At 71.6% G+C, this 18,381-nt stretch carries 20 protein-coding genes; 9 read left to right on the forward strand and 11 right to left on the reverse strand.

What is annotated here, in order from left to right; genetic code table 11:
* The first annotated feature begins 436 nt into the window (after nucleotides 1–436).
* The 3 genes from ACGFN2_RS21115 (at nucleotide 437) to ACGFN2_RS21125 (ending at nucleotide 3,211) form a co-directional block, all read left to right on the forward strand.
* Nucleotides 437–1,411: an ABC transporter substrate-binding protein gene (locus tag ACGFN2_RS21115; RefSeq protein WP_362604631.1), complete on the forward strand. Its 975-nt coding sequence runs from the start codon at nucleotides 437–439 to the stop codon at nucleotides 1,409–1,411.
* Between the two features lie 61 nt (nucleotides 1,412–1,472).
* Nucleotides 1,473–2,411: an amino acid ABC transporter permease gene (locus ACGFN2_RS21120; RefSeq protein ID WP_362604633.1), complete on the forward strand. Its 939-nt coding sequence runs from the start codon at nucleotides 1,473–1,475 to the stop codon at nucleotides 2,409–2,411.
* A gap of 47 nt (nucleotides 2,412–2,458) precedes the next feature.
* A complete protein-coding gene (locus tag ACGFN2_RS21125; RefSeq protein WP_362604770.1) occupies nucleotides 2,459–3,211 on the forward strand; it encodes an amino acid ABC transporter ATP-binding protein in 753 nt (250 codons plus the stop codon).
* Nucleotides 3,212–3,301: 90 nt separating this feature from the next.
* Here ACGFN2_RS21125 and ACGFN2_RS21130 read toward each other — a convergent pair whose 3' ends face one another.
* Nucleotides 3,302–4,063, reverse strand: coding sequence for a class I SAM-dependent methyltransferase (locus tag ACGFN2_RS21130; RefSeq protein WP_362604635.1), 762 nt, complete (start codon nucleotides 4,061–4,063; stop codon nucleotides 3,302–3,304).
* A gap of 94 nt (nucleotides 4,064–4,157) precedes the next feature.
* On the opposite strand from ACGFN2_RS21130, the gene ACGFN2_RS21135 reads away from it, so the two are divergent.
* Nucleotides 4,158–4,787, forward strand: coding sequence for a CGNR zinc finger domain-containing protein (locus ACGFN2_RS21135; protein ID WP_362604637.1), 630 nt, complete (start codon nucleotides 4,158–4,160; stop codon nucleotides 4,785–4,787).
* Here the strand turns inward: ACGFN2_RS21135 and sodX are convergent.
* Entirely contained in the window at nucleotides 4,691–5,161 is a 471-nt protein-coding gene (sodX, locus tag ACGFN2_RS21140) for a nickel-type superoxide dismutase maturation protease (RefSeq protein ID WP_393362739.1), read from the reverse strand. The genes ACGFN2_RS21135 and sodX overlap by 97 nt on opposite strands.
* Nucleotides 5,162–5,329: 168 nt before the next feature.
* Between sodX and sodN the strand changes: the two genes are divergently transcribed.
* Nucleotides 5,330–5,725, forward strand: coding sequence for a superoxide dismutase, Ni (sodN, locus tag ACGFN2_RS21145; protein WP_362604638.1), 396 nt, complete (start codon nucleotides 5,330–5,332; stop codon nucleotides 5,723–5,725).
* 123 nt (nucleotides 5,726–5,848) lie between these two features.
* On the opposite strand, the gene ACGFN2_RS21150 is transcribed toward sodN, so the two are convergent.
* Both ACGFN2_RS21150 and ACGFN2_RS21155 read right to left on the reverse strand, forming a co-directional pair.
* Nucleotides 5,849–7,135, reverse strand: a complete 1,287-nt coding sequence (locus ACGFN2_RS21150; protein ID WP_393362586.1) for a cation:proton antiporter — start codon at nucleotides 7,133–7,135, stop codon at nucleotides 5,849–5,851.
* Nucleotides 7,136–7,292: 157 nt separating this feature from the next.
* Nucleotides 7,293–8,252, reverse strand: coding sequence for a LysR family transcriptional regulator (locus ACGFN2_RS21155; protein WP_393362589.1), 960 nt, complete (start codon nucleotides 8,250–8,252; stop codon nucleotides 7,293–7,295).
* Nucleotides 8,253–8,471: 219 nt separating this feature from the next.
* On the opposite strand from ACGFN2_RS21155, the gene snpA reads away from it, so the two are divergent.
* Entirely contained in the window at nucleotides 8,472–9,137 is a 666-nt protein-coding gene (snpA, locus tag ACGFN2_RS21160) for a snapalysin (protein ID WP_393362592.1), read from the forward strand.
* A 211-nt stretch (nucleotides 9,138–9,348) separates the two neighbouring features.
* Here the strand turns inward: snpA and crcB are convergent, their stop codons facing one another.
* The 5 genes from crcB to ACGFN2_RS21185 form a co-directional block, all read right to left on the reverse strand.
* A complete protein-coding gene (gene crcB, locus ACGFN2_RS21165) occupies nucleotides 9,349–9,723 on the reverse strand; it encodes a fluoride efflux transporter CrcB (RefSeq protein WP_393362595.1) in 375 nt (124 codons plus the stop codon).
* On the reverse strand, nucleotides 9,720–10,106 hold the full coding sequence (locus ACGFN2_RS21170; RefSeq protein ID WP_393362598.1) for a DUF190 domain-containing protein: 387 nt from the start codon (nucleotides 10,104–10,106) through the stop codon (nucleotides 9,720–9,722). The genes crcB and ACGFN2_RS21170 overlap by 4 nt, the downstream gene beginning before the upstream one ends.
* On the reverse strand, nucleotides 10,103–10,540 hold the full coding sequence (locus ACGFN2_RS21175; RefSeq protein WP_393362601.1) for a fluoride efflux transporter FluC: 438 nt from the start codon (nucleotides 10,538–10,540) through the stop codon (nucleotides 10,103–10,105). The genes ACGFN2_RS21170 and ACGFN2_RS21175 overlap by 4 nt, the downstream gene beginning before the upstream one ends.
* Before the next feature lie 104 nt (nucleotides 10,541–10,644).
* A complete protein-coding gene (locus tag ACGFN2_RS21180) occupies nucleotides 10,645–11,511 on the reverse strand; it encodes an oxaloacetate decarboxylase (protein ID WP_393362604.1) in 867 nt (288 codons plus the stop codon).
* A 224-nt stretch (nucleotides 11,512–11,735) separates the two neighbouring features.
* Nucleotides 11,736–12,821 (reverse strand): magnesium and cobalt transport protein CorA, encoded by a 1,086-nt coding sequence (locus ACGFN2_RS21185; RefSeq protein ID WP_362604774.1) that lies wholly within the window; start codon nucleotides 12,819–12,821, stop codon nucleotides 11,736–11,738.
* Between the two features lie 214 nt (nucleotides 12,822–13,035).
* On the opposite strand from ACGFN2_RS21185, the gene ACGFN2_RS21190 reads away from it, so the two are divergent.
* The 3 genes from ACGFN2_RS21190 to ACGFN2_RS21200 all read left to right on the forward strand — a co-directional run bounded on the left by ACGFN2_RS21190 (nucleotide 13,036) and on the right by ACGFN2_RS21200 (nucleotide 17,015).
* On the forward strand, nucleotides 13,036–15,300 hold the full coding sequence (locus ACGFN2_RS21190; protein ID WP_393362606.1) for a heavy metal translocating P-type ATPase: 2,265 nt from the start codon (nucleotides 13,036–13,038) through the stop codon (nucleotides 15,298–15,300).
* A gap of 272 nt (nucleotides 15,301–15,572) precedes the next feature.
* Nucleotides 15,573–16,511, forward strand: coding sequence for a beta-ketoacyl-ACP synthase III (locus ACGFN2_RS21195; RefSeq protein ID WP_362604655.1), 939 nt, complete (start codon nucleotides 15,573–15,575; stop codon nucleotides 16,509–16,511).
* A gap of 81 nt (nucleotides 16,512–16,592) precedes the next feature.
* Nucleotides 16,593–17,015 carry a VOC family protein gene (locus ACGFN2_RS21200; protein WP_393362609.1) on the forward strand — a complete coding sequence of 141 codons (423 nt, stop codon included), beginning with the start codon at nucleotides 16,593–16,595 and terminating at the stop codon, nucleotides 17,013–17,015.
* Nucleotides 17,016–17,040: 25 nt separating this feature from the next.
* On the opposite strand, the gene ACGFN2_RS21205 is transcribed toward ACGFN2_RS21200, so the two are convergent.
* Together ACGFN2_RS21205 and ACGFN2_RS21210 are read right to left on the reverse strand one after the other, a co-directional pair.
* Nucleotides 17,041–17,274: a hypothetical protein gene (locus ACGFN2_RS21205; RefSeq protein ID WP_362604659.1), complete on the reverse strand. Its 234-nt coding sequence runs from the start codon at nucleotides 17,272–17,274 to the stop codon at nucleotides 17,041–17,043.
* Between the two features lie 177 nt (nucleotides 17,275–17,451).
* Nucleotides 17,452–18,375 (reverse strand): glutaminase, encoded by a 924-nt coding sequence (locus tag ACGFN2_RS21210; RefSeq protein WP_362604661.1) that lies wholly within the window; start codon nucleotides 18,373–18,375, stop codon nucleotides 17,452–17,454.
* Nucleotides 18,376–18,381: the final 6 nt, after the last annotated feature.

Raw genomic sequence — 18,381 nt, forward strand, 5'->3', positions numbered from 1 at the left:
ACTGCCGCGCGGGGGGAGGTACGGACGCCGGGCGCGCCGCACACGCGCCCTGAGCCCCGGATGAGGGGTGTAACGCACCTTTCTACCTGACGGGCGCGCGCCCCGACGAGTCAGATTCATTACCCTCGGGTTCAAGGCTCCGACAATAACGGCGAAATGCACAAAAAACTCAGAAGAGCCCTCTGCCTCCGTCCGGATTCCGAGATGCCCGGAGCCGGGCCGGGCCACCGGGTGCCCGCCGGGACGGCGCGGGACCTCCCCGGCGGCATCCGCCCGTCACTCCGGTGCCGCCGTCCGTTATCCGATTTTGACCTGAACGAGAGTCCGAATACCGGAGCGCGGATGGCAGGATTCCGTCACCGACCGAGGTCACGACGCTCGAAGGTGTGCCCCGGCCCTTTGTCGCGTCGGCTTCTCCATCCGCAGGAGGCTCAGCATGACCGCACGCACCACCCGTCGCACGGCCGCCGGCAGGTCTCGTACAGCCGCGGCCGCAGCGACCGCGGTCGCCGCCTCGCTGCTGCTGCTCAGCGCCTGCGGTGACCAGACGAACGAGGCCATCGCCAAGCGTGAGGCGAAGAAGAGCCGGAACGTCAACGCACCGCTGTTCAAGAAGCTGCCCAAGGACGTCCAGGAGAAGGGCTTCCTCCAGGTCGGCTCGGACATCACCTACAAGCCGGTGGAGTTCCGCTCCAGCGGGAAGATCGAGGGCATCGACCCGGATCTCGCGGCGGCGATGAGCAAGGAGCTGGGCATCAAGCTCAACTTCAACAACGCCACCTTCGACACCCTCATGGGCGGCCTGAAGTCCAGGCGCTACGACATCGCGATGTCGGCGATGACGGACACCAAGGAGCGCCAGGAGGGCATCGACAGCAACACCGGCAAGAAGATCGGCAAGGGCGTCGACTTCATCGACTACCTCAACGTCGGCGTCTCGCTCTACACCCGCAAGGGCAAGACCAACGGCGTCGACGGCTGGGAAACGCTGTGCGGCAAGAAGATCGCGGTGCAGCGTGGCACCGTCTCGCACGACCTGGCCAAGGACAAGTCGAAGGCCTGTGAGTCCAACGACGCGGAGCCGATCTCGATCGAGGCGTTCGACAACGACTCCGAGGCCCAGACCCGGCTGCGTACCGGCGGCGTGGACGCCGTCTCCAGCGACTACCCGGTCGCGGCGTACGCGGTGAAGGTCTCCGGGGGCGGCAAGGACTTCCAGATGGTCGGCGGCGCGCCGCTGAAGGCGGCCCCGTACGGCATCGCGGTCCCCAAGGGCCAGGACCGGCTGCGCGACGCACTGAAGGCCGCCGTGGAAAGCGCGATCAAGAACGGCACGTACGCCAAGGTCCTGGACAAGTGGGACGTCAAGGACGCCGCGGTCAAGAAGGTGCAGATCAACAGCGGCTCCTGAGCCGCCGCCCACCGCACTCTCCGCCCGCGCACCTCCCGCCGAATGCTGAAAGGCAACACCCGTGTCAGTTGACGTCGACAAGTCGGCCCAGCCGCCGGCAGATGCTCCGCCGCCCCAGTCCCTCAAAGCCATCCCCGTACGCCATTACGGACGCTGGGTGGCGGCACTCGTCGTCATCGGGCTGGTCGCCCTGCTCGGCAGGGCCTTCGCCACCGCGGACGTCAACTGGGACGCCATCCCCCAGTACATGTTCAACGCGGACATCCTCAAGGGCCTGCGCAACACCCTGCTGATCACCGTGCTCTCGATGATCATCGGCATCGTCGGCGGTGTGGTCCTGGCCGTGATGCGCCAGTCCAAGAACCCGGTCACCTCGACGGTCGCGTGGTTCTACGTCTGGTTCTTCCGCGGCACTCCGGTCTACGTCCAGCTGTTCCTCTGGTTCAACCTGGGCCTCGTCTTCCAGTACATCGACATCATGCCGATCTACAAGGACGAGTGGTCGGACTTCATGACCCCGTTCCTGTGCGCGCTGCTGGGCCTGGGGCTCAACGAGGCGGCGTACATGGCGGAGATCTGCCGGGCCGGCCTCAACGCCGTCGACGAGGGCCAGACCGAGGCGGCGCACGCGCTGGGCATGAGCCACGCCAAGACGCTGCGCCGGATCATCGTGCCGCAGGCGATGCGGGTGATCGTGCCGCCGACCGGCAACGAGGTCATCAACATGCTGAAGACCTCGTCCCTGGTGGCCGCCGTCCAGTACTACGACCTGCTGCAGGCCGCCCAGAACATCGGCCGGGACTCCGGTGTGGTGGTCGAGATGCTGATCCTCGCCGCCACCTGGTACCTGATCGCCACCACGGTGCTGAGCATCGGGCAGTACTACCTTGAGCGGTACTACGCCCGTGGTGCCAGCCGCCAGCTCCCGCCCACTCCGCTCCAGCGCGCCAAGGCGAAGCTGACCGGCGGCTTCAACCGCTCCGCCGGAGGTGCCGGATGACCAGCAAGATCACCACTGAGAAGTCCGCGGGCAGCAGCGGCGGCCCGATGGTCAAGGCCGAGGGCGTCCACAAGTCCTTCGGCGCGGCCCACATCCTCAAGGGCATCGACCTGGAGGTCGCGCCGCGGGAGGTCTTCTGCCTGATCGGCCCGTCCGGCTCCGGCAAGTCGACGTTCCTGCGCTGCATCAACCACCTGGAGAAGGTCAACGCCGGCCGGCTCTCGGTCGACGGCGAACTGGTCGGCTACCGCGAGCACAACGGCAAGCTCTACGAGCTGCGCGACAAGGAGGTCGCCGCGCGCCGCCGGGACATCGGCATGGTCTTCCAGCGCTTCAACCTCTTCCCGCACATGACCGCGATCGAGAACGTCATGGAGGCGCCGATCCAGGTCAAGGGCGAGTCCAAGGCCGCGGCGCGGGAGCGGGCGGTCAGGCTCCTGGACCGCGTCGGCCTCGCCGACAAGGCCAGGAACTACCCCTCGCAGCTCTCCGGCGGCCAGCAGCAGCGCGTCGCCATCGCCCGTGCGCTGGCGATGGAGCCGAAGCTGATGCTCTTCGACGAGCCGACCTCGGCGCTGGACCCGGAGCTGGTCGGTGACGTCCTGGACGTCATGAAGGACCTGGCCGCGGACGGCATGACGATGATCGTCGTGACCCATGAGATGGGCTTCGCCCGGGAGGTCGGCGACTCGCTGGTCTTCATGGACGACGGTGTGGTGGTCGAATCCGGCCACCCGCGCGAGGTACTCGGCAATCCGCAGCACGAGCGGACGAAGTCGTTCCTGTCGAAGGTGCTGTAGCGCGCCCGCCGCGGACGCGGTGGCGGTGAGGGGCGGTCCGGTGGGTGCGTACGACAGCACCGCCGGACCGCCCCTCACTGCGGGGCCGCCCTACTTCAGGCCCAGTACCAGGGCGTCGGTGGGCGAGGCCCATACCGGCCGGGCCTCCGCGAAACCCGCCTCGCGCAGCACGGCGGCGTGCCACGCGGCCGACGGGGTGTCGCCGTCGGCGTGCTCGCCGTAGATCTCGAAGCGCTCGGCGGTCGGCGCGGCCAGCCGCGGGTCGGCGGCCGCCAGCTGCCACCACTCGGCCCAGTCCACGGCGCCCTTCGCCTTCGCCGCGTCCATCCGCGCGTGCCGGAAGGCCCGCTCGGCGGCGTTGATCCGCGGGGTGCCCTCCTCGGGCATCCGGTCGGCGTTCATGAAGACCCCGCCGTCCCGCACCAGTCCGCCGAGCTGCCCGTAGAGCCCGCGCAGGTCCTCGCTGTGCAGCCAGTGCAGCGCGGTGGCGGTGAGCACCGCGTCGTAGGAGTCGTGCGGCAGCTTCGCCGTCCACTGCGGGTCCTTGAGATCGGCCCGTACGAAGCGGACCCGGGACTCGCCTTCGAAGTACCCTTCCGCGATGGCCAGCAGCGCGGGATCGAGATCGACGCCCACACTCTCGGCCTCGGGGAACCGCGTGAGCAGCCGGTCGGAGATACTGCCCGTGCCGCATGCCAGATCCAGGACCCGGGGCGCCGGACCCACCAGCGCCTCGACCATGTCCAGCATCACCCGGAACCGCTCCTCGCGGTCGGGGAGGTACCACTCCTGCTGGCGGTCCCAACTGTTCTGCCACGCTTGCCAATCGGCGCCGACGACGGTCTCGGTCATCGCTTCCTCTCCAGGCCGTAATACCCTCGTAGTGAGGACACCCCTTACTACAAGGTCGTACCCGCACACTAGCCTCCGCCCGTAAGGACTACAAGTGGAACTGGCCTATTACTCGGACTATGCCGTGCGACTGGTCAACACCGAGCAGCCCGAACGCGGCACCGACACCCTGACCTCGGTCGACGTCGTACGGGAGCTGTTCGGTCCCGCCCAGCAGGCCGCTCGGCGCGCGACCGACAGCGACGTCACACGGCTGCGCACGGTCCGCTCCCGGCTGCGCGCCGTCTTCGAGGCCGCCGACACCGGCGACGAGGTGCTGGCCGTGGACCTGCTCAACGCCCTGATGATGGAGTTCCCGGTCAGCCCGCAGATCTCCGGCCACGAGTTCCGGGACGACGACGGCCGCCCCGACTGGCACATGCACATCGCCGACCACGCCGCCAACGCGACCGCCGGCTACACCGCGACCGCCTGTATGGGCCTGGCCTTCCACCTCACCGAGCTGGGCGTGGACCGGCTGGGCATCTGCGAGGCGCGGCCCTGCCGCAACGTCTACCTGGACACCTCGACCAACCGCTCCCGGCGCTACTGCTCCGACCGCTGCGCCACCCGCGCCAACGTCGCCGCCTACCGCGCCCGCAAGCGCCTGGAGAACGAGCGCGCGGCCCGTACCGGCCGGACCGCCGACACCGCCCAGGAGAGCACCCCGGTGACCGAGCGCTGAATCCCCCGCGGCGGCCGCACCCGCACCCAGGCGCGCGCGAGGACCAGCTCGTCCGGGACCACCCCGAACTCCCGGCTGTCGTTCTCGACGAACGGATTGTCCCCCTGGACCCACCAGCCGCCGTCGCGCCGCTGCACCGCCCGCTTGACGATCAGCAGGTCCTGCCGGAACGGATGCCGCAGCACGACCACGTCACCGGGCCGGACCGCCGCCCCGTACCGCACCACCAGCTGGTCGCCGGGCCGCAGCGTCGGCACCATCGACGGGTTGTACACCTCGGCCAGCCCGAAGGCACGAAGGAGCCCGCCCCGTTCCTGCCCGGCGTCCGCGTCCCCGTCCCGCTCCGGCTCGCGCTCGTGCACCCGCTCCGGCATCCCGTACCTCCCGGTCCAGCCCCGGTCCGACCCGTTCACGGGCCCATCCTCCACCAGTCCCACCGTGACACCGGACTTTTGCCCTAAGACCCCCGGCCCGCCCGAGAAAAGCCTTCCCGCACCGAGTAATCTCGCACCTGAGAAGACGATCACGAGGAAGGACTGAACATGCTTTCGCGCCTGTTCGCCCCCAAGGTCAAGGTCAGCGCCCACTGCGACCTGCCCTGTGGTGTGTACGACCCCGCCCAGGCCCGCATCGAGGCCGAGTCGGTCAAGGCCGTCCAGGAGAAGTACCAGGCCAACGAGGACGCCGACTTCCGCACCCGCGCCGTCCAGATCAAGGAGCAGCGCGCCGAGCTGGCCAAGCACCACGTCTCGGTGCTGTGGAGCGACTACTTCAAGCCCCCGCACTTCGAGAAGTACCCGGAGCTGCACCAGCTGGTCAACGACACCCTCAAGGCCCTCAGCGCCGCCAAGGGTTCCCACGACCCGGCGACCGGCCAGAAGGCCCTGGACTACATCGCCCAGATCGACAAGATCTTCTGGGAGACCAAGAAGGGCTGACCCGGGCCCGGCGTCCCGTCCCGTACGCCGGGGCGTAGCGCCGCACCAGGTGTCCCGCACCCGTTCCACCCCCTCCGCCGATCGCGGAGGGCGGCGGGACGGGTGCGGTCTTTGGGGGCGGGGTCAGGTCGGTGACGGGCCGCGGCGGCCGCGGTTCCGGTGGAAGCCGCCGGCCGCCATGCCCCGGACGGGCAGGTCCTGGGACGGTGCGCCGGCGGGGGCCGCGGGCCCGGCCGCCTTGCCGTAGCGGTTCGCCAGCGGGGCGGAGGTGAGGCCGTGGGCGAGGACGCTGAGGAGGACGGTGCAGGCGATCACCGGGAGCACCGGCCGGGCACCGGCGGGGGTGAGTTCCTCGACCGCGAGCAGCCCGAAGATGATCGAGGCCAGTCCGCGGGGGCCGAACCAGCCGATGAAGCCCACCGTCCTGGCGTCCAGCCCGCTGCCGGCCAGACACAGTGCCACCGGCACCATACGGATCACGGTCAGGCTCAGCACGGCGTAGACCACGGCCTGCCAGGTGACGTGGGCGAACACCTCCGGGAGCAGCACGGCGCCGAAGGCCAGCCAGACCAGCACGGACAGCAGCGCCCCGGTCTGCTCGACGTACAGCAGCACCCGCGGGGGCGCGCCGTGCGTCGTGCCGAACGCCAGGCCGGCGACGAAGGCGGCGACGAAGCCGTTGCCGCCGATCGCCAGGGCGGAGGTGTAGCCGAGCAGGGAGAGGGCCAGCACGCCCGCGCCGGCGAAGTCCTCGGCCGCCCAGCCGTTGCGGAGCGCGGTGCGCAGCAGCCAGCCGGCGGCGAGGCCGACCGCGGCGCCGTACGCGGCGCCGACGGCCAGCTCCACCAGGGCGTGGCCGGTGGCGTCCGGCCCGGCGGTGTGTTCGGCGGCGGACACCCCGGCCAGCGCGAGCACCACCAGCGGGGTGGCGATGCCGTCGTTGAGGCCGCTCTCCACGTTGATCAGCCGGCGGATGCGCGCGGGCACCACGGGGTTGACCATCATCGTGGCGCCGAGCGCGGCGTCCGTCGGCGCGAGCGCGGCTCCGACGTAGAGCGCGGACCAGCCGGACACACCGGGCAGGAGGGCGGCGGCGACCAGCGCGCCGAGGCCCACGCACAGCGGCAGGCCGATGCCCAGCAGCCGTACGTAGAGGCCGAGTTCCTGGCGCAGGGCGCGGAAGGAGAGCCGCGCGGCGTCGGTGAAGAGCACCCAGACCAGGGTGGTCTCCGCGAGCGCCTTGACCGTCTCGTGCGGGAGGTCGAGGTCGAGGACCCCGGTGCCCTCGCCCAGCAGCAGGCCCAGCAGGACGAAGGCGGCCGGGGCGGTGAGTTCGAAACGCTCCATCCGCCGCGAGCACAGGCACCACAGGAACAGCAGGAGCAGAACCAGGGAAAGGGTGCCGTCCACAGGGTCTCCAGGCTTGGCCGCGCCGGCGCTCGGGCGTCCCACTCTCGGCCATCACCCCGCCGCCCGGCCGCTCCCGTCAGCCCGGACCCGCCCCTTTCACACGGTTGGCGGAGGGCGCCGCGGGCCCGCGGCGGCCGTCGTACCCGTCGCCCCGGCCTCAGGTCCCCACGGTCAGCGGGCCGTCGTGCCGCACCAGCCACGCCCGGTAGGCATCGCTCGCCCAGGCGATCTCCATGTAGGAGGCGGTCAGATCGGCGAAGAGGTCGTCCGCCGAGGCGGCGGGGATGTCGTCCTGACGGCAGGCCATGAACAGCCGGACGGCGAGCGGGTCGCCGTAGAGGGGGCGGATCGCCATGCCGTGGCGCGAGCGGGCGGTCGGCTGGCAGGGGGTGACCACCTCGCCGGCCGTGACGAGGTCCACGGTGGTGAGGTAGTCGCCGTGCACGACCCGGGGGTTGATTCCGGCCGCGGCCCAGATGCGGCGCAGTCCGGCCCACTCGCCGTCGACGGTCGGGTCGACCATCCACTGGTCCTCGGCGAGGTCGGCGACCCGGATGACCTCCCGGGCGGCCGCCGGGTGGGTGTCCGACAGGGCGATGAACTGCGGCTCCCTGGCGATGAGTTCATACGCGGCCAGGCCGTCGGGGACCCGCAGGGGCGCGCCCTCGACCTCGTGGACGAAGGCGGCGTCGAGCTGTCCCGTGGAGACCATGTGCAGCAGGGCGTTGGCGGACACATCGGTTCTTATCGTGGTGTCCGTTTCCGGCAGCCGGACCCGTAGCCGGCGCAGCCAGCCGGCGACGGCGGGGCTGTTGGTGCTGCCGATGTGCAGCCGTGCGCCCTGTTCGCGCTGCGAGGCCGAGGCAACCTCGTCAATAAGTGCCCGCATTTCGGCCACTATCGGCCGGGCCCGGCAGAGCACCGAGTGCCCCAGGGGCGTGGGCCGGCTGCCGCTCGGCTCACGGAAGAAGAGCTGGCCGCCCAGGGCTTTCTCGATGCGGTGGAGCTGAGTGGTCAGGGAGGGCTGGGTCATGCCGAGGTGCCGGGCAGCCTTGCGTACGCTGCCGGTGTCGGCGATGGCGCACAATGCGCGAAGATGCCTTACCTCAAGCTCCACGTCCGGAGCATAACGACGTCGGCATCCGTCACACCAGACTCTCAAACCTGTCTGAACTCCGTTTTTCGCGCAGGGTATTGGCTCGTGCTATCGCCGCCTGACATCTCTGCCTTCCGGGTGAACTCCGTCCAGACTCAACGGCACCAAGAAATCCGCAGGGCCCCGGTCGCCGCCCCACACGGCGACCGTACGGCCCTCCGGAAATTAAGGAGCCCCCACATGAGATCTCCCAAGACGGCGCTGTCGGCGGCGCTCGGTCTGGGCCTCGTCGCCGCGCTCGCCGCTGCGGCGCCGGTTTCGGCAGCTTCCCCCTCCCCCACCAACTCCTCCCACAGCACCGCCGCTTCGATCGCGGCGTACAACGGCTCGGCCGCCGAGAAGGCCGACACCAAGGCGTTCTTCGAGGCCGTGATCAAGTCGGCCAGGGCCAAGATGAAGGCGCACCCCGGCGCGGCCTCGGTCACCGTCACCTACGACGCGAGCAAGGCCCCGAAGTTCGCTGACCAGATAGCGCAGAGCACCTCCATCTGGAACGGCGCCGTGCAGAACGTGAAGCTGCAGGAAGGCAGCGGCGGCGACTTCGAGTACCGCGAGGGCGACGACCCGCGCGGCTCGTACGCCAGCACCGACGGCCACGGCAAGGGCTTCGTCTTCCTGGACTACAAGCAGAACCAGGAGTACAACTCCACCCGCGTGACCGCGCACGAGACCGGCCATGTGCTCGGTCTGCCGGACCACTACGAGGGTCCGTGCAGCGAGCTGATGTCCGGCGGCGGCCCCGGCACCTCGTGCCAGAACGCCCAGCCGGACGCGAACGAGACCGCCAAGGTGGACCAGCTCTGGGCCAACGGCCTGGCGGGCATCCGCTTCGGCAAGACCTCCTGACGGACGCACCGTCCCGCTGAAGCACCGAAGTTCGGCGGAGGCCGGCGGACCGGCCGGGCTGACGGTGGCCGGTCCGCACGCCTGGGGCTGTCGAGTGCCGGAACCTGGCGGCCGGCGCTCGTACCCCACCAGCCCTCGCATCTCCTGCGCCGTCCCCGCGGTGGGGCTCCCCCCGGAGCCCCACCGCTTTCGTCCGTCCGGGCCGCCCTGCTCAGCCCCACAGCGCGTGGGCGATCGCCACTCCGGCGAAGGCGGCCGCGACCCCTGCGGCGACGCTCGCCACGGCGTTGGCGGCGGCAGCGCCCCGCGCCCCGTCGGCGGCCAGCCGGAGCGTCTCGTACGAGAAGGTGGAGTAGGTCGTCAGCGCTCCGCACAGGCCGGTGCCGAGCAGCAGTCGGAGGTGCGGGCCGGCGGCGCCCGCTGCGGCCGCGCCGGTCAGCAGGCCCAGGATCAGCGAGCCGACGGCGTTGACGGCGAACGTCCCCCAGGGGAAGACCGTGTCGTGCCGGGACTGCACATAGCGGTCGGTGAGGAAGCGCAGCGGCGCCCCGACCGCCGCACCGGCCACCACCAGCAGCCAGTTCATCCGCGGCTGCCCTGCCCGGGGGCGGTGTCCGCGGTGCGGGGGTAGGTGATCCGCTCGCACGGGTCGAGGGTGACCAGGCCGCCGCCCGCGAGGAGTTCGTCGAGCCGCGGGAGGAAGGAGCGGACCTGTTCCGCGGTGTCGACGACGACGATCGCGACCGGCAGCTCCTCGCTCAGCGACAGCAGCCGCTGGGTGTGGATGAGGGAGCCGGCGCCGAAGCCCTCGATGCCGCGGAAGACGCTGGCACCGGCCAGTCCGGCTTCCCGGGCACGGTGCACGATCTCCGCGTAGAGCGGCTTGTGGTGCCAGGTGTCCTGTTCGCCGACGAGGACCGTGAGCCGGAGCGCCGGAGCGCCGCCGGGGTGTGCCGTGCCGTCCGTCATGCCGTCCGCCGCCTCAGTCGGAGAAGTGCGCGAGTGCCGGTCACCCCGCCCCATACGGCCGCGAGCGCGGCGCACAGGGTGCCCGCGAGACAGGCCAGGGCCTCGGCCGGGTGCCCGGCGTCGATCAGCCGCTGGATGTCCACGGCGTAGGTGGAGAAGGTGGTGAAGCCGCCGAGGATGCCGGTGCCGAGGAACGGCCGCACCAGCCGGTGGGCCGTTCCGGCCTCGGTGATCAGCACCATCAGCACGCCCATCAGCGCGCAGCCGACGACGTTGACGCCCAGGGTCGTCCAGGGGAAGGCGCCGTTGCCGGTGGGCCAGAGGAGAGCGGCGCCGTAACGGGCCGTGGCGCCGACGGCACCGCCCATGGCCACCACGCCGATCACCGGCCACTGCCCCTGCCAGGGGGCGGCCCGGCGACGTCGCCCGTTCATGTGTCTCCCGAGATCATCAGCGATCTCAGGCTACCGCCGTCCGGTCGCCGGTGCCCTGGCGGGCGGCGGGGCGGGACCGCGGCGGGACGGCCCCACCGTCCGGGTCACGCGGGGACGGCCGGGCGTGCGGGGTGCGGCCGGCCGATGTTGCGGGCCAGTAGTTCGGTGGCCTCCTTGACCCCGACCTCACCGCCGGTGCCGCCGGTGTCCGGCAGCCGGCCGTCCGCGTACTTCAGCTCGGCCAGCGCGGTCTCCATCGCCCGGTGCGCGGCGAACAGGCACGGGGTGCTGTAGATGGCCGCGTCGACCCCGAGCGCGGTCAGCTCGGTCAGCGAGAGCCGCGGGGACTTCCCGCCCGCGATCTGGTTGAACAGCAGCGGCTTGTCGCCGGTCACCTCGCGAATCCGGCGCAGCCGGTCGACGCTGCGCACCCCGTCGACGAGCACCACGTCCGCCCCGGTCTCCGCCAGCGCGGCCGCCCGCCGCAGCATCTCGTCCTCCTCCGTGGCGTCCGTACGGGCCACGACGAGCAGGTCGGTACGGCCGGCGAGCACCCGGTCGAGCTTCTCCAGGTACTCCTCCAGCGGCAGCACCAGCTTGCCGTCCGCGTGCCCGCACCGGCGCGGCCGCCGCTGGTCCTCCAGGATCACCCCGGAGGCCCCGGTCCGCTCCAGGCGCCGCACCACGTGGCAGGCCACCTCGGGGGCGCCGTAGCCGTCGTCGATGTCCACCAGCAGATGGTGGTGCGGGAAGGCGCCGCGCAGCCGCTCGACGAACGCGGCCATGTCGGGCCAGGCGATGAAGCCGATGTCCGGCAGGCCGTAGTAGGAGGCGGCGAAGCCGAAGCCGGAGACGAAGAAGCCGTTGTAGTGGCCGGCGGCGAGGGAGGCCGCATACATGTCGTGGACGCCGATCAGGGGCGTCGTCCCCGCGGCCGCGATCTCGTCACGCAGTGCCTGTCCGTACCGCAATGTGCTGCTCCTGTCAGAACCGGCGGGACCGCGGTCCGGCGTCCGGCGCGTACCGGGGGCGCCGGACGCCCGGCGCCGCGACCACCCGCTCACCGGAGGAACGGGTCAGGGGCATGTCTATCGGGCACTTCGCCGAAATCCCCTCAACACGCCATACGTCACCGGGGATTTCCCGACAGGGGCGAGGCGGACGGGGCGGTGCGGACGCTCCCTGGGGAGTCCCCCTAGAGCCAGCCGTTCCGCTTGAAGCCGCGGTGGATCACCCAGCAGAGGCTCAGTATCACGGCCATCACCAGCGGATAGCCGAAGGTCCAGTGCTTCTCCGGCATATGGTCGAAATTCATGCCGTACACACCGCAGATCATGGTCGGCACGGCCAGGATGGCGACCCAGGCGCTGATCCGGCGCATGTCCTCGTTCTGGGCGACGGTGACCTGGGCGAGGTGGGCCTGGAGTATCGAGTTGAGCAGTTCGTCGAAGGCGGTGATCTGCTCGGTGACCCGGTCCAGGTGGTCGGCGACATCCCGGAAGTAGGTCTTGATCCGGGCGTCGACCTCGGACATCGGGCGGGTCGCCAGCTCCTGCATCGGCCGGTCCAGGGGGGCCACGGCCCGCTTGAGTTCCAGCAGCTCGCGCTTGAGCTGGTAGATCCGGCCGGCCCCGCCGCTGCCGCGGACGGAGAAGACCTCGCTCTCCACGTCGTCGATGTCGTCCTGGACGGCCGCCGTGACATCGAGGTAGTCGTCCACGACGAGGTCGGCGACGGCGTGCAGCACGGCGGACGGGCCGAGCGCCAACTGCTCCGGCTCGCACTCCAGTTGCTCACGCAGCGGCCCCAGCGAGCCATGGCCGCCGTGCCGCACCGTGATCACGAAGTCGGCGCCGGTGAAGACCATGATCTCGCCGGTCTCCACGACCTCGCTGGAGTCGGTGAGCCGGTCGTGATCGACGTAGCAGACGGTCTTGAAGACGGTGAACAGCGAGTCGTCGTAGTGCTCCAGCTTCGGCCGCTGATGGGCGAGCACCGCGTCCTCGACGGCGAGCGGATGCAGCCCGAACAGCTCGACGATTCCGGCGAATTCCTTCTCGGACGGCTCATGCAGCCCGATCCAGACAAATCCCCTGCCGGTCCTGCGGACCCGGCGGATCGCCACATCGGCCGGGTGGTCGCCCTTCTGTCGTACACCGTCCACGTACACCGCGCAGTTCACCACGGCGGTACCGAGCGGCGATCGCGCCGGGTGGCTGAGGTCGACTCCCCGGCTGCGCGGCTGCGGCAGCCGGACGGCCTTGCGGAGGTTGCTGATCATCGACACCGGGCCAGTATGGCCCGCGGGAGGCGGTGAACGGTACGGCGAAGCGGCCGTTTTCACACAGCGCGGCGGTGCGGGGACCCTGGGTCGCACGGAGAGCAGCAAGGGGGAGAAAGCGGGCGCCGCTCCGCGACCACACCCCGGGGAATACCCTAGGGGGGTATATGGTTCTCCTGGGAGACGGAGACTCGCACCAGACCGAGGAGCAGGCATGACCACCGCGATCGGAGCGCACGGCGTCGAGTTGGAGATCGGCGGGATGACCTGCGCCTCGTGCGCCGCCCGCGTCGAGAAGAAGCTCAACCGTATGGACGGCGTCACCGCCACCGTCAACTACGCCACCGAGAAGGCGCAGGTCACGGTCGCGGAGGGCAGCGGCGTCGGGACCGCGGATCTGATCGCCACCGTGGAACGGACCGGCTACACCGCGACGGTCCCCGCGCCGCCGGCCGCCGAGCCCTCCGACGGCGGCGGGGACGCGGCGGACGGCCGGGACGACGAGGCGTCGGCCGCGCTGCGGCAGCGGCTGCTGGTCTCCCTCGTCCTCACCGTCCCGGTGGTGCTGATGGCGATGGTGCCGGCCCTGCAGTTCACCAACTGGCAGTGGCTCTCGCTGACCCTGGCCGCCCCGGTGGTCGCGTACGGCGCCTGGCCCTTCCACCGGGCCGCCTGGACGAACCTGCGGCACGGCGCCGCCACGATGGACACCCTCATCTCGATGGGCACCCTCGCGGCGCTGGGCTGGTCCGTGTGGGCGCTGTTCTTCGGCACCGCGGGCATGCCGGGGATGACCCACCCCTTCGAGCTGACCTTCACCCGCACCGACGGCAGCGGCGCCATCTATCTGGAGGCCGCCGCGGGCGTCACCACCTTCATCCTGGCCGGCCGCTCCTTCGAGGCGCGCGCCAAGCGCAAGGCGGGCGCGGCGCTGCGGGCGCTGCTGGAACTGGGCGCCAAGGACGTCGCCGTGCTGCGGGACGGCCGTGAGGTGCGCCTCCCGGTGGACGCGCTGCAGACCGGGGACCGCTTCGTGGTGCGGCCCGGCGAGAAGATCGCCACCGACGGGACGGTGGTCGAGGGGGCCTCCGCCGTGGACGCCTCGATGCTCACCGGTGAGTCGGTCCCGGTCGAGGTCGCCCCCGGCGACACCGTCACCGGCGCCACCGTCAACGCGGGCGGCCGGCTGGTCGTCGAGGCCACCCGGGTCGGCGCGGACACCCAGCTCGCCCGGATGGCGCGGCTGGTCGAGGACGCCCAGAACGGGAAGGCCGCGGCGCAGCGGCTGGCCGACCGCATCTCCGCCGTCTTCGTCCCGCTGGTGATCGCGCTCGCCCTGGGCACCCTCGGCTACTGGCTCGGCACCGGCCACGGCGCGGTGGCCGCCTTCACCGCGGCCGTCGCCGTCCTGATCATCGCCTGCCCGTGCGCCCTGGGGCTGGCCACCCCGACCGCGCTGATGGTCGGGACCGGGCGCGGCGCCCAGCTCGGCATCCTGCTCAAGGGGCCGGAGGTGCTGGAGTCGACCCGGCGGGTGGACACCGTCGTCCTGGACAAGACCGGCACGGTCACCACCGGAGCGATGACGCTGACCGAGATCCACCTCGCGGACGGGGTGAGCGAGCCGGAGGCGCTGCGGCTGGCCGGCGCGCTGGAACACGCCTCCGAGCACCCCATCGCCCGCGCCGTCGCCACCGGCGCCGAGTCCCGTGGCGTCTCGCTGCCAGGCGCGCAGGACTTCACCAGCGTCCCGGGCCTGGGCGTCCGGGGAGTGGTCGAGGGCCATGACGTCCTGGTGGGCCGCGAGCAGCTGCTGCGGCAGGCGGGCCAGCCCCTGTCGGCCGGGCTGGCGGCGGCCAAGGAGGCGGCCGAGGCGGCGGGCCGTACCGCGGTCACCGTCGGCTGGGACGGCGCGGCGCGCGCGGTGCTGGTGGTGTCCGACGCGGTGAAGCCCACCAGCGCCGAGGCCGTGCGCCGGCTGCGCGCCCTGGGCCTGACCCCGGTCCTGCTGACCGGCGACCACCAGGCCGTCGCCGAGGCGGTGGCCGCCGAGGTCGGGATCGACGAGGTGATCGCCGAGGTGCTCCCCGAGGACAAGGTCGCGGTCGTCGCCCGGCTCCAGTCCGAGGGCCGCTCGGTCGCCATGGTCGGTGACGGCGTCAACGACGCGGCCGCGCTGGCCCGCGCCGACCTGGGGCTGGCGATGGGCACCGGCACCGACGCCGCCATCGAGGCCGGGGACCTCACCCTCGTCCGGGGCGATCTGCGCGCCGCGGCGGACGCCATCCGCCTGGCGCGGGCGACGCTCGGCACCATCCGGACCAACCTGTTCTGGGCCTTCGGCTACAACGTCGCTGCGCTGCCGCTGGCCGCCGCCGGACTGCTCAACCCGATGATCGCCGGGGCCGCGATGGCCTTCTCCTCGGTCTTCGTCGTCGGCAACAGCCTGCGGCTGCGGCGCTTCCGGGCACTGCCGTAAGGGAGCGCCGGGGCGGTGCCGTAAGGGGTGCCGGGCGTCGCCGTCAGGGTGCCGGGGCGGTGGCCCGTAACGGGGAGTGTCCGGGCGCCGTCTCTGAGGCGGCGCCCGGATGTCCGTCCGGCGACGGGACACGTCCGCCGGGCCCGGAACACGCCGGTTCTGACAACTGTCTCCAGTTCTGGCGACAGAACATTGGCAGTTCACGCAGCCGCCCTCCGGCAGCGTCGGGTGAGACTGGTGGACATACCGACCACCCACGTACAGGGGAACTCATGACCGGGTCACGCGTCCTGGCCCTCGGCCATTACCAGCCCTCCGGCGTGCTCACCAACGACGACCTCGCCAGGATCGTCGACACCGACGACGCCTGGATTCGCAGCCGGGTCGGCATCCGTACCCGCCATGTCGCCGCTCCGGACGAGACCGTGGACGCGATGGCGGCGGCCGCCGCGGCCAAGGCCCTGGCCGCCAGTGGCCTGGCCCCGCAGGACATCGACCTGGTGCTGGTCGCCACCTGCACCGCCCAGGACCGCAGCCCGAACGCCGCGGCCCGGGTCGCCGCCCGGCTCGGCCTGCACGCGCCCGCCACCATGGACATCAACGTCGTCTGCTCCGGCTTCACCCATGCGCTGGCCACCGCCGACCACGCCATCCGCGCCGGTTCCGCGACCCACGCCCTGGTCATCGGGGCGGAGAAGTTCACCGACGTCGTCGACTGGACGGACCGCTCGACCTGTGTGCTGGTCGGCGACGGGGCCGGCGCCGCGGTCGTCGGGGCCGCGCCGGAGCCGGGCATCGGCCCGGTGCTGTGGGGCTCGGTGCCGGAGATGGGCGCCGCGGTGCGCATCGAGGGCGAGCCGGCCCGGTTCGCCCAGGAGGGCCAGACCGTCTACCGCTGGGCCACCACGCAGCTGCCGGCCATCGCCCGTACGGTGTGCGAACGCTCCGGGATCACCCCCGCCGATCTCGCCGGTGTGGTGCTGCACCAGGCCAACCTGCGGATCATCGAGCCGGTCGCGGAGCGCATCGGCGCGGTCAACGCGGTGGTCGCCAAGGACGTGGTCGACTCCGGCAACACCTCAGCGGCCTCCGTCCCGCTCGCGCTGTCCAAGCTGGTCGAGCGGCGCGAGATCGCCTCCGGCGCCCCGGTGCTGCTGTTCGCCTTCGGCGGCAACCTCTCGTACGCCGGACAGGTCATCCACTGCCCGTGACGCGGGCCCGGCCCTGACACGGACCCGGCGCGCGTCCGATTCGTTCAAGACGCGGCCCGGCGCGCTGCCTACGCTCGCCGTATGACCACTTCACCGTCCCCCGCCACCCCGTCCGCCCCGCGGTTCGCGGCCCTCGGCATGGTCGTCGCCGACATGCCCGCCGCGCTCGCCTTCTACCGCCGCCTCGGCCTGGACATCCCCACCGAAGCGGACACCGCCCCGCACGCCGAGGCACCGCTCCCCGGCGGGCTGCGGCTGATGTGGGACACCCACGAGACCGCACGGGCCATCGACCCGGACTGGACCCCGCCCGAGGGCGGCACCCCCACCGGGCTGGCCTTCGAGTGCGCCGGTCCCGCCGGCGTCGACAAGCTCTACGCGGACCTCACCGGCGCCGGCTACACGGGCGAGAAGCCGCCGTGGGACGCCTTCTGGGGCCAGCGCTACGCCGTCGTCCAGGACCCGGACGGCCACGGGGTGGACCTGTTCGCCCCGCTGCCCTAGGGGACGACGGCCGGGGGCACGCCACCTAGCCGATGTCGCCGGGGTGCTCGCGCAGGTACAGCGCGCCGCAGGTGTGGCAGAAGGGCTCTCCCTGGGCCGTGCCCCAGACCTCGGCCGACTGGGTGGCGGCCGCCGGGGGCAGATCCCGTCCGCACATCGCCGTGGTGCCTTCCAGCCGCACCATGTGCCAGATCTTCACCGGCGTGTCCGCGTGCGGCAGAACGCCTTCCTCGTACTCAGCGCGCATCTCGTGCTCCATGGCGGTGCACCTCCTACGCCCACGATGCGCCAGCGGTACGGAGCCCACAACGGCAACCCGGGGGTGAGGCGGACGGCCCCGCTCCCCCGCTCAGAACACCGACCACCCGGTAAGCGTCGTACTGCATCCCCCGGGGGCCAACCCCCGAACCCCCGGCCGGAAACCCCGCTCCCCCGCTCAGAACACCGACCACCCGGTAAGCGTCGTGAAGTGGTCCAGGGCGGCCGCGCCCGCCACGGAGTTGCCGCGGGCGTCGAGTCCGGGGCTCCAGACGCACAGCGTGCAGCGGCCGGGGATGACGGCGATGATGCCGCCGCCGACGCCGCTCTTGGCGGGCAGTCCGACGCGGTAGGCGAACTCCCCGGCCGCGTCATACGTCCCGCAGGTCAGCATCACCGCGTTGATCCGCTTGGCCTCGCGGGCCTCCAGCAGCCGGCTGCCGTCGGCACGCAGTCCGTGGCGGGCGAGGAAACCGCCGGCCACGGCCAGGTCCCGGCAGCTCATCTCGATCGAGCACTGCCAGAAGTAGTGCTCGATGACGCTGGGGACGGGGTTCTCCAGGTTGCCGAAGGACGCCATGAAGTGCGCCAGCGCGGCATTGCGGTCGCCGTGCTCGGCCTCGGAGTCGGCCACCGCCTGGTCGAAGGCCAGGTCGGGGTTGCCGCTCTCCTCCCGCAGGAAGTGCAGCATCGAGGTGCTGGCGTCGCCGGTGAGGGTCTGCAGCCGGTCGGTGACCACCAGCGCGCCGGCGTTGATGAACGGGTTGCGCGGGATGCCGTTCTCCGCCTCCAGCTGGACCAGCGAGTTGAACGGCGTACCGGACGGCTCACGGCCCACCCGCCGCCAGATGCCGTCGTCGGCGCTGCCGTGGCTCTGCGCCATCACCAGCGCCAGCGAGAAGGTCTTGGAGATGGACTGGACGGAGAACGGGACCTCCCAGTCGCCGACCCCGTAGACGTCGCCGTGGATGTCGGCCACGGCGATCCCGAAACGGTCCGCGGACACCTGCTCCAGCGCCGGTATGTAGTCGGCGACCCGCCCCTGTCGCACATACGGCCGGGCATGGGCCGCTACCTCCTCAAGAACGGCCTGGTAGTCCATGACGGA

The sequence above is a fragment of the Streptomyces sp. NPDC048612 genome, assembly GCF_043199295.1.
In the GTDB taxonomy this organism is placed as follows: Bacteria; Actinomycetota; Actinomycetes; order Streptomycetales; family Streptomycetaceae; genus Streptomyces.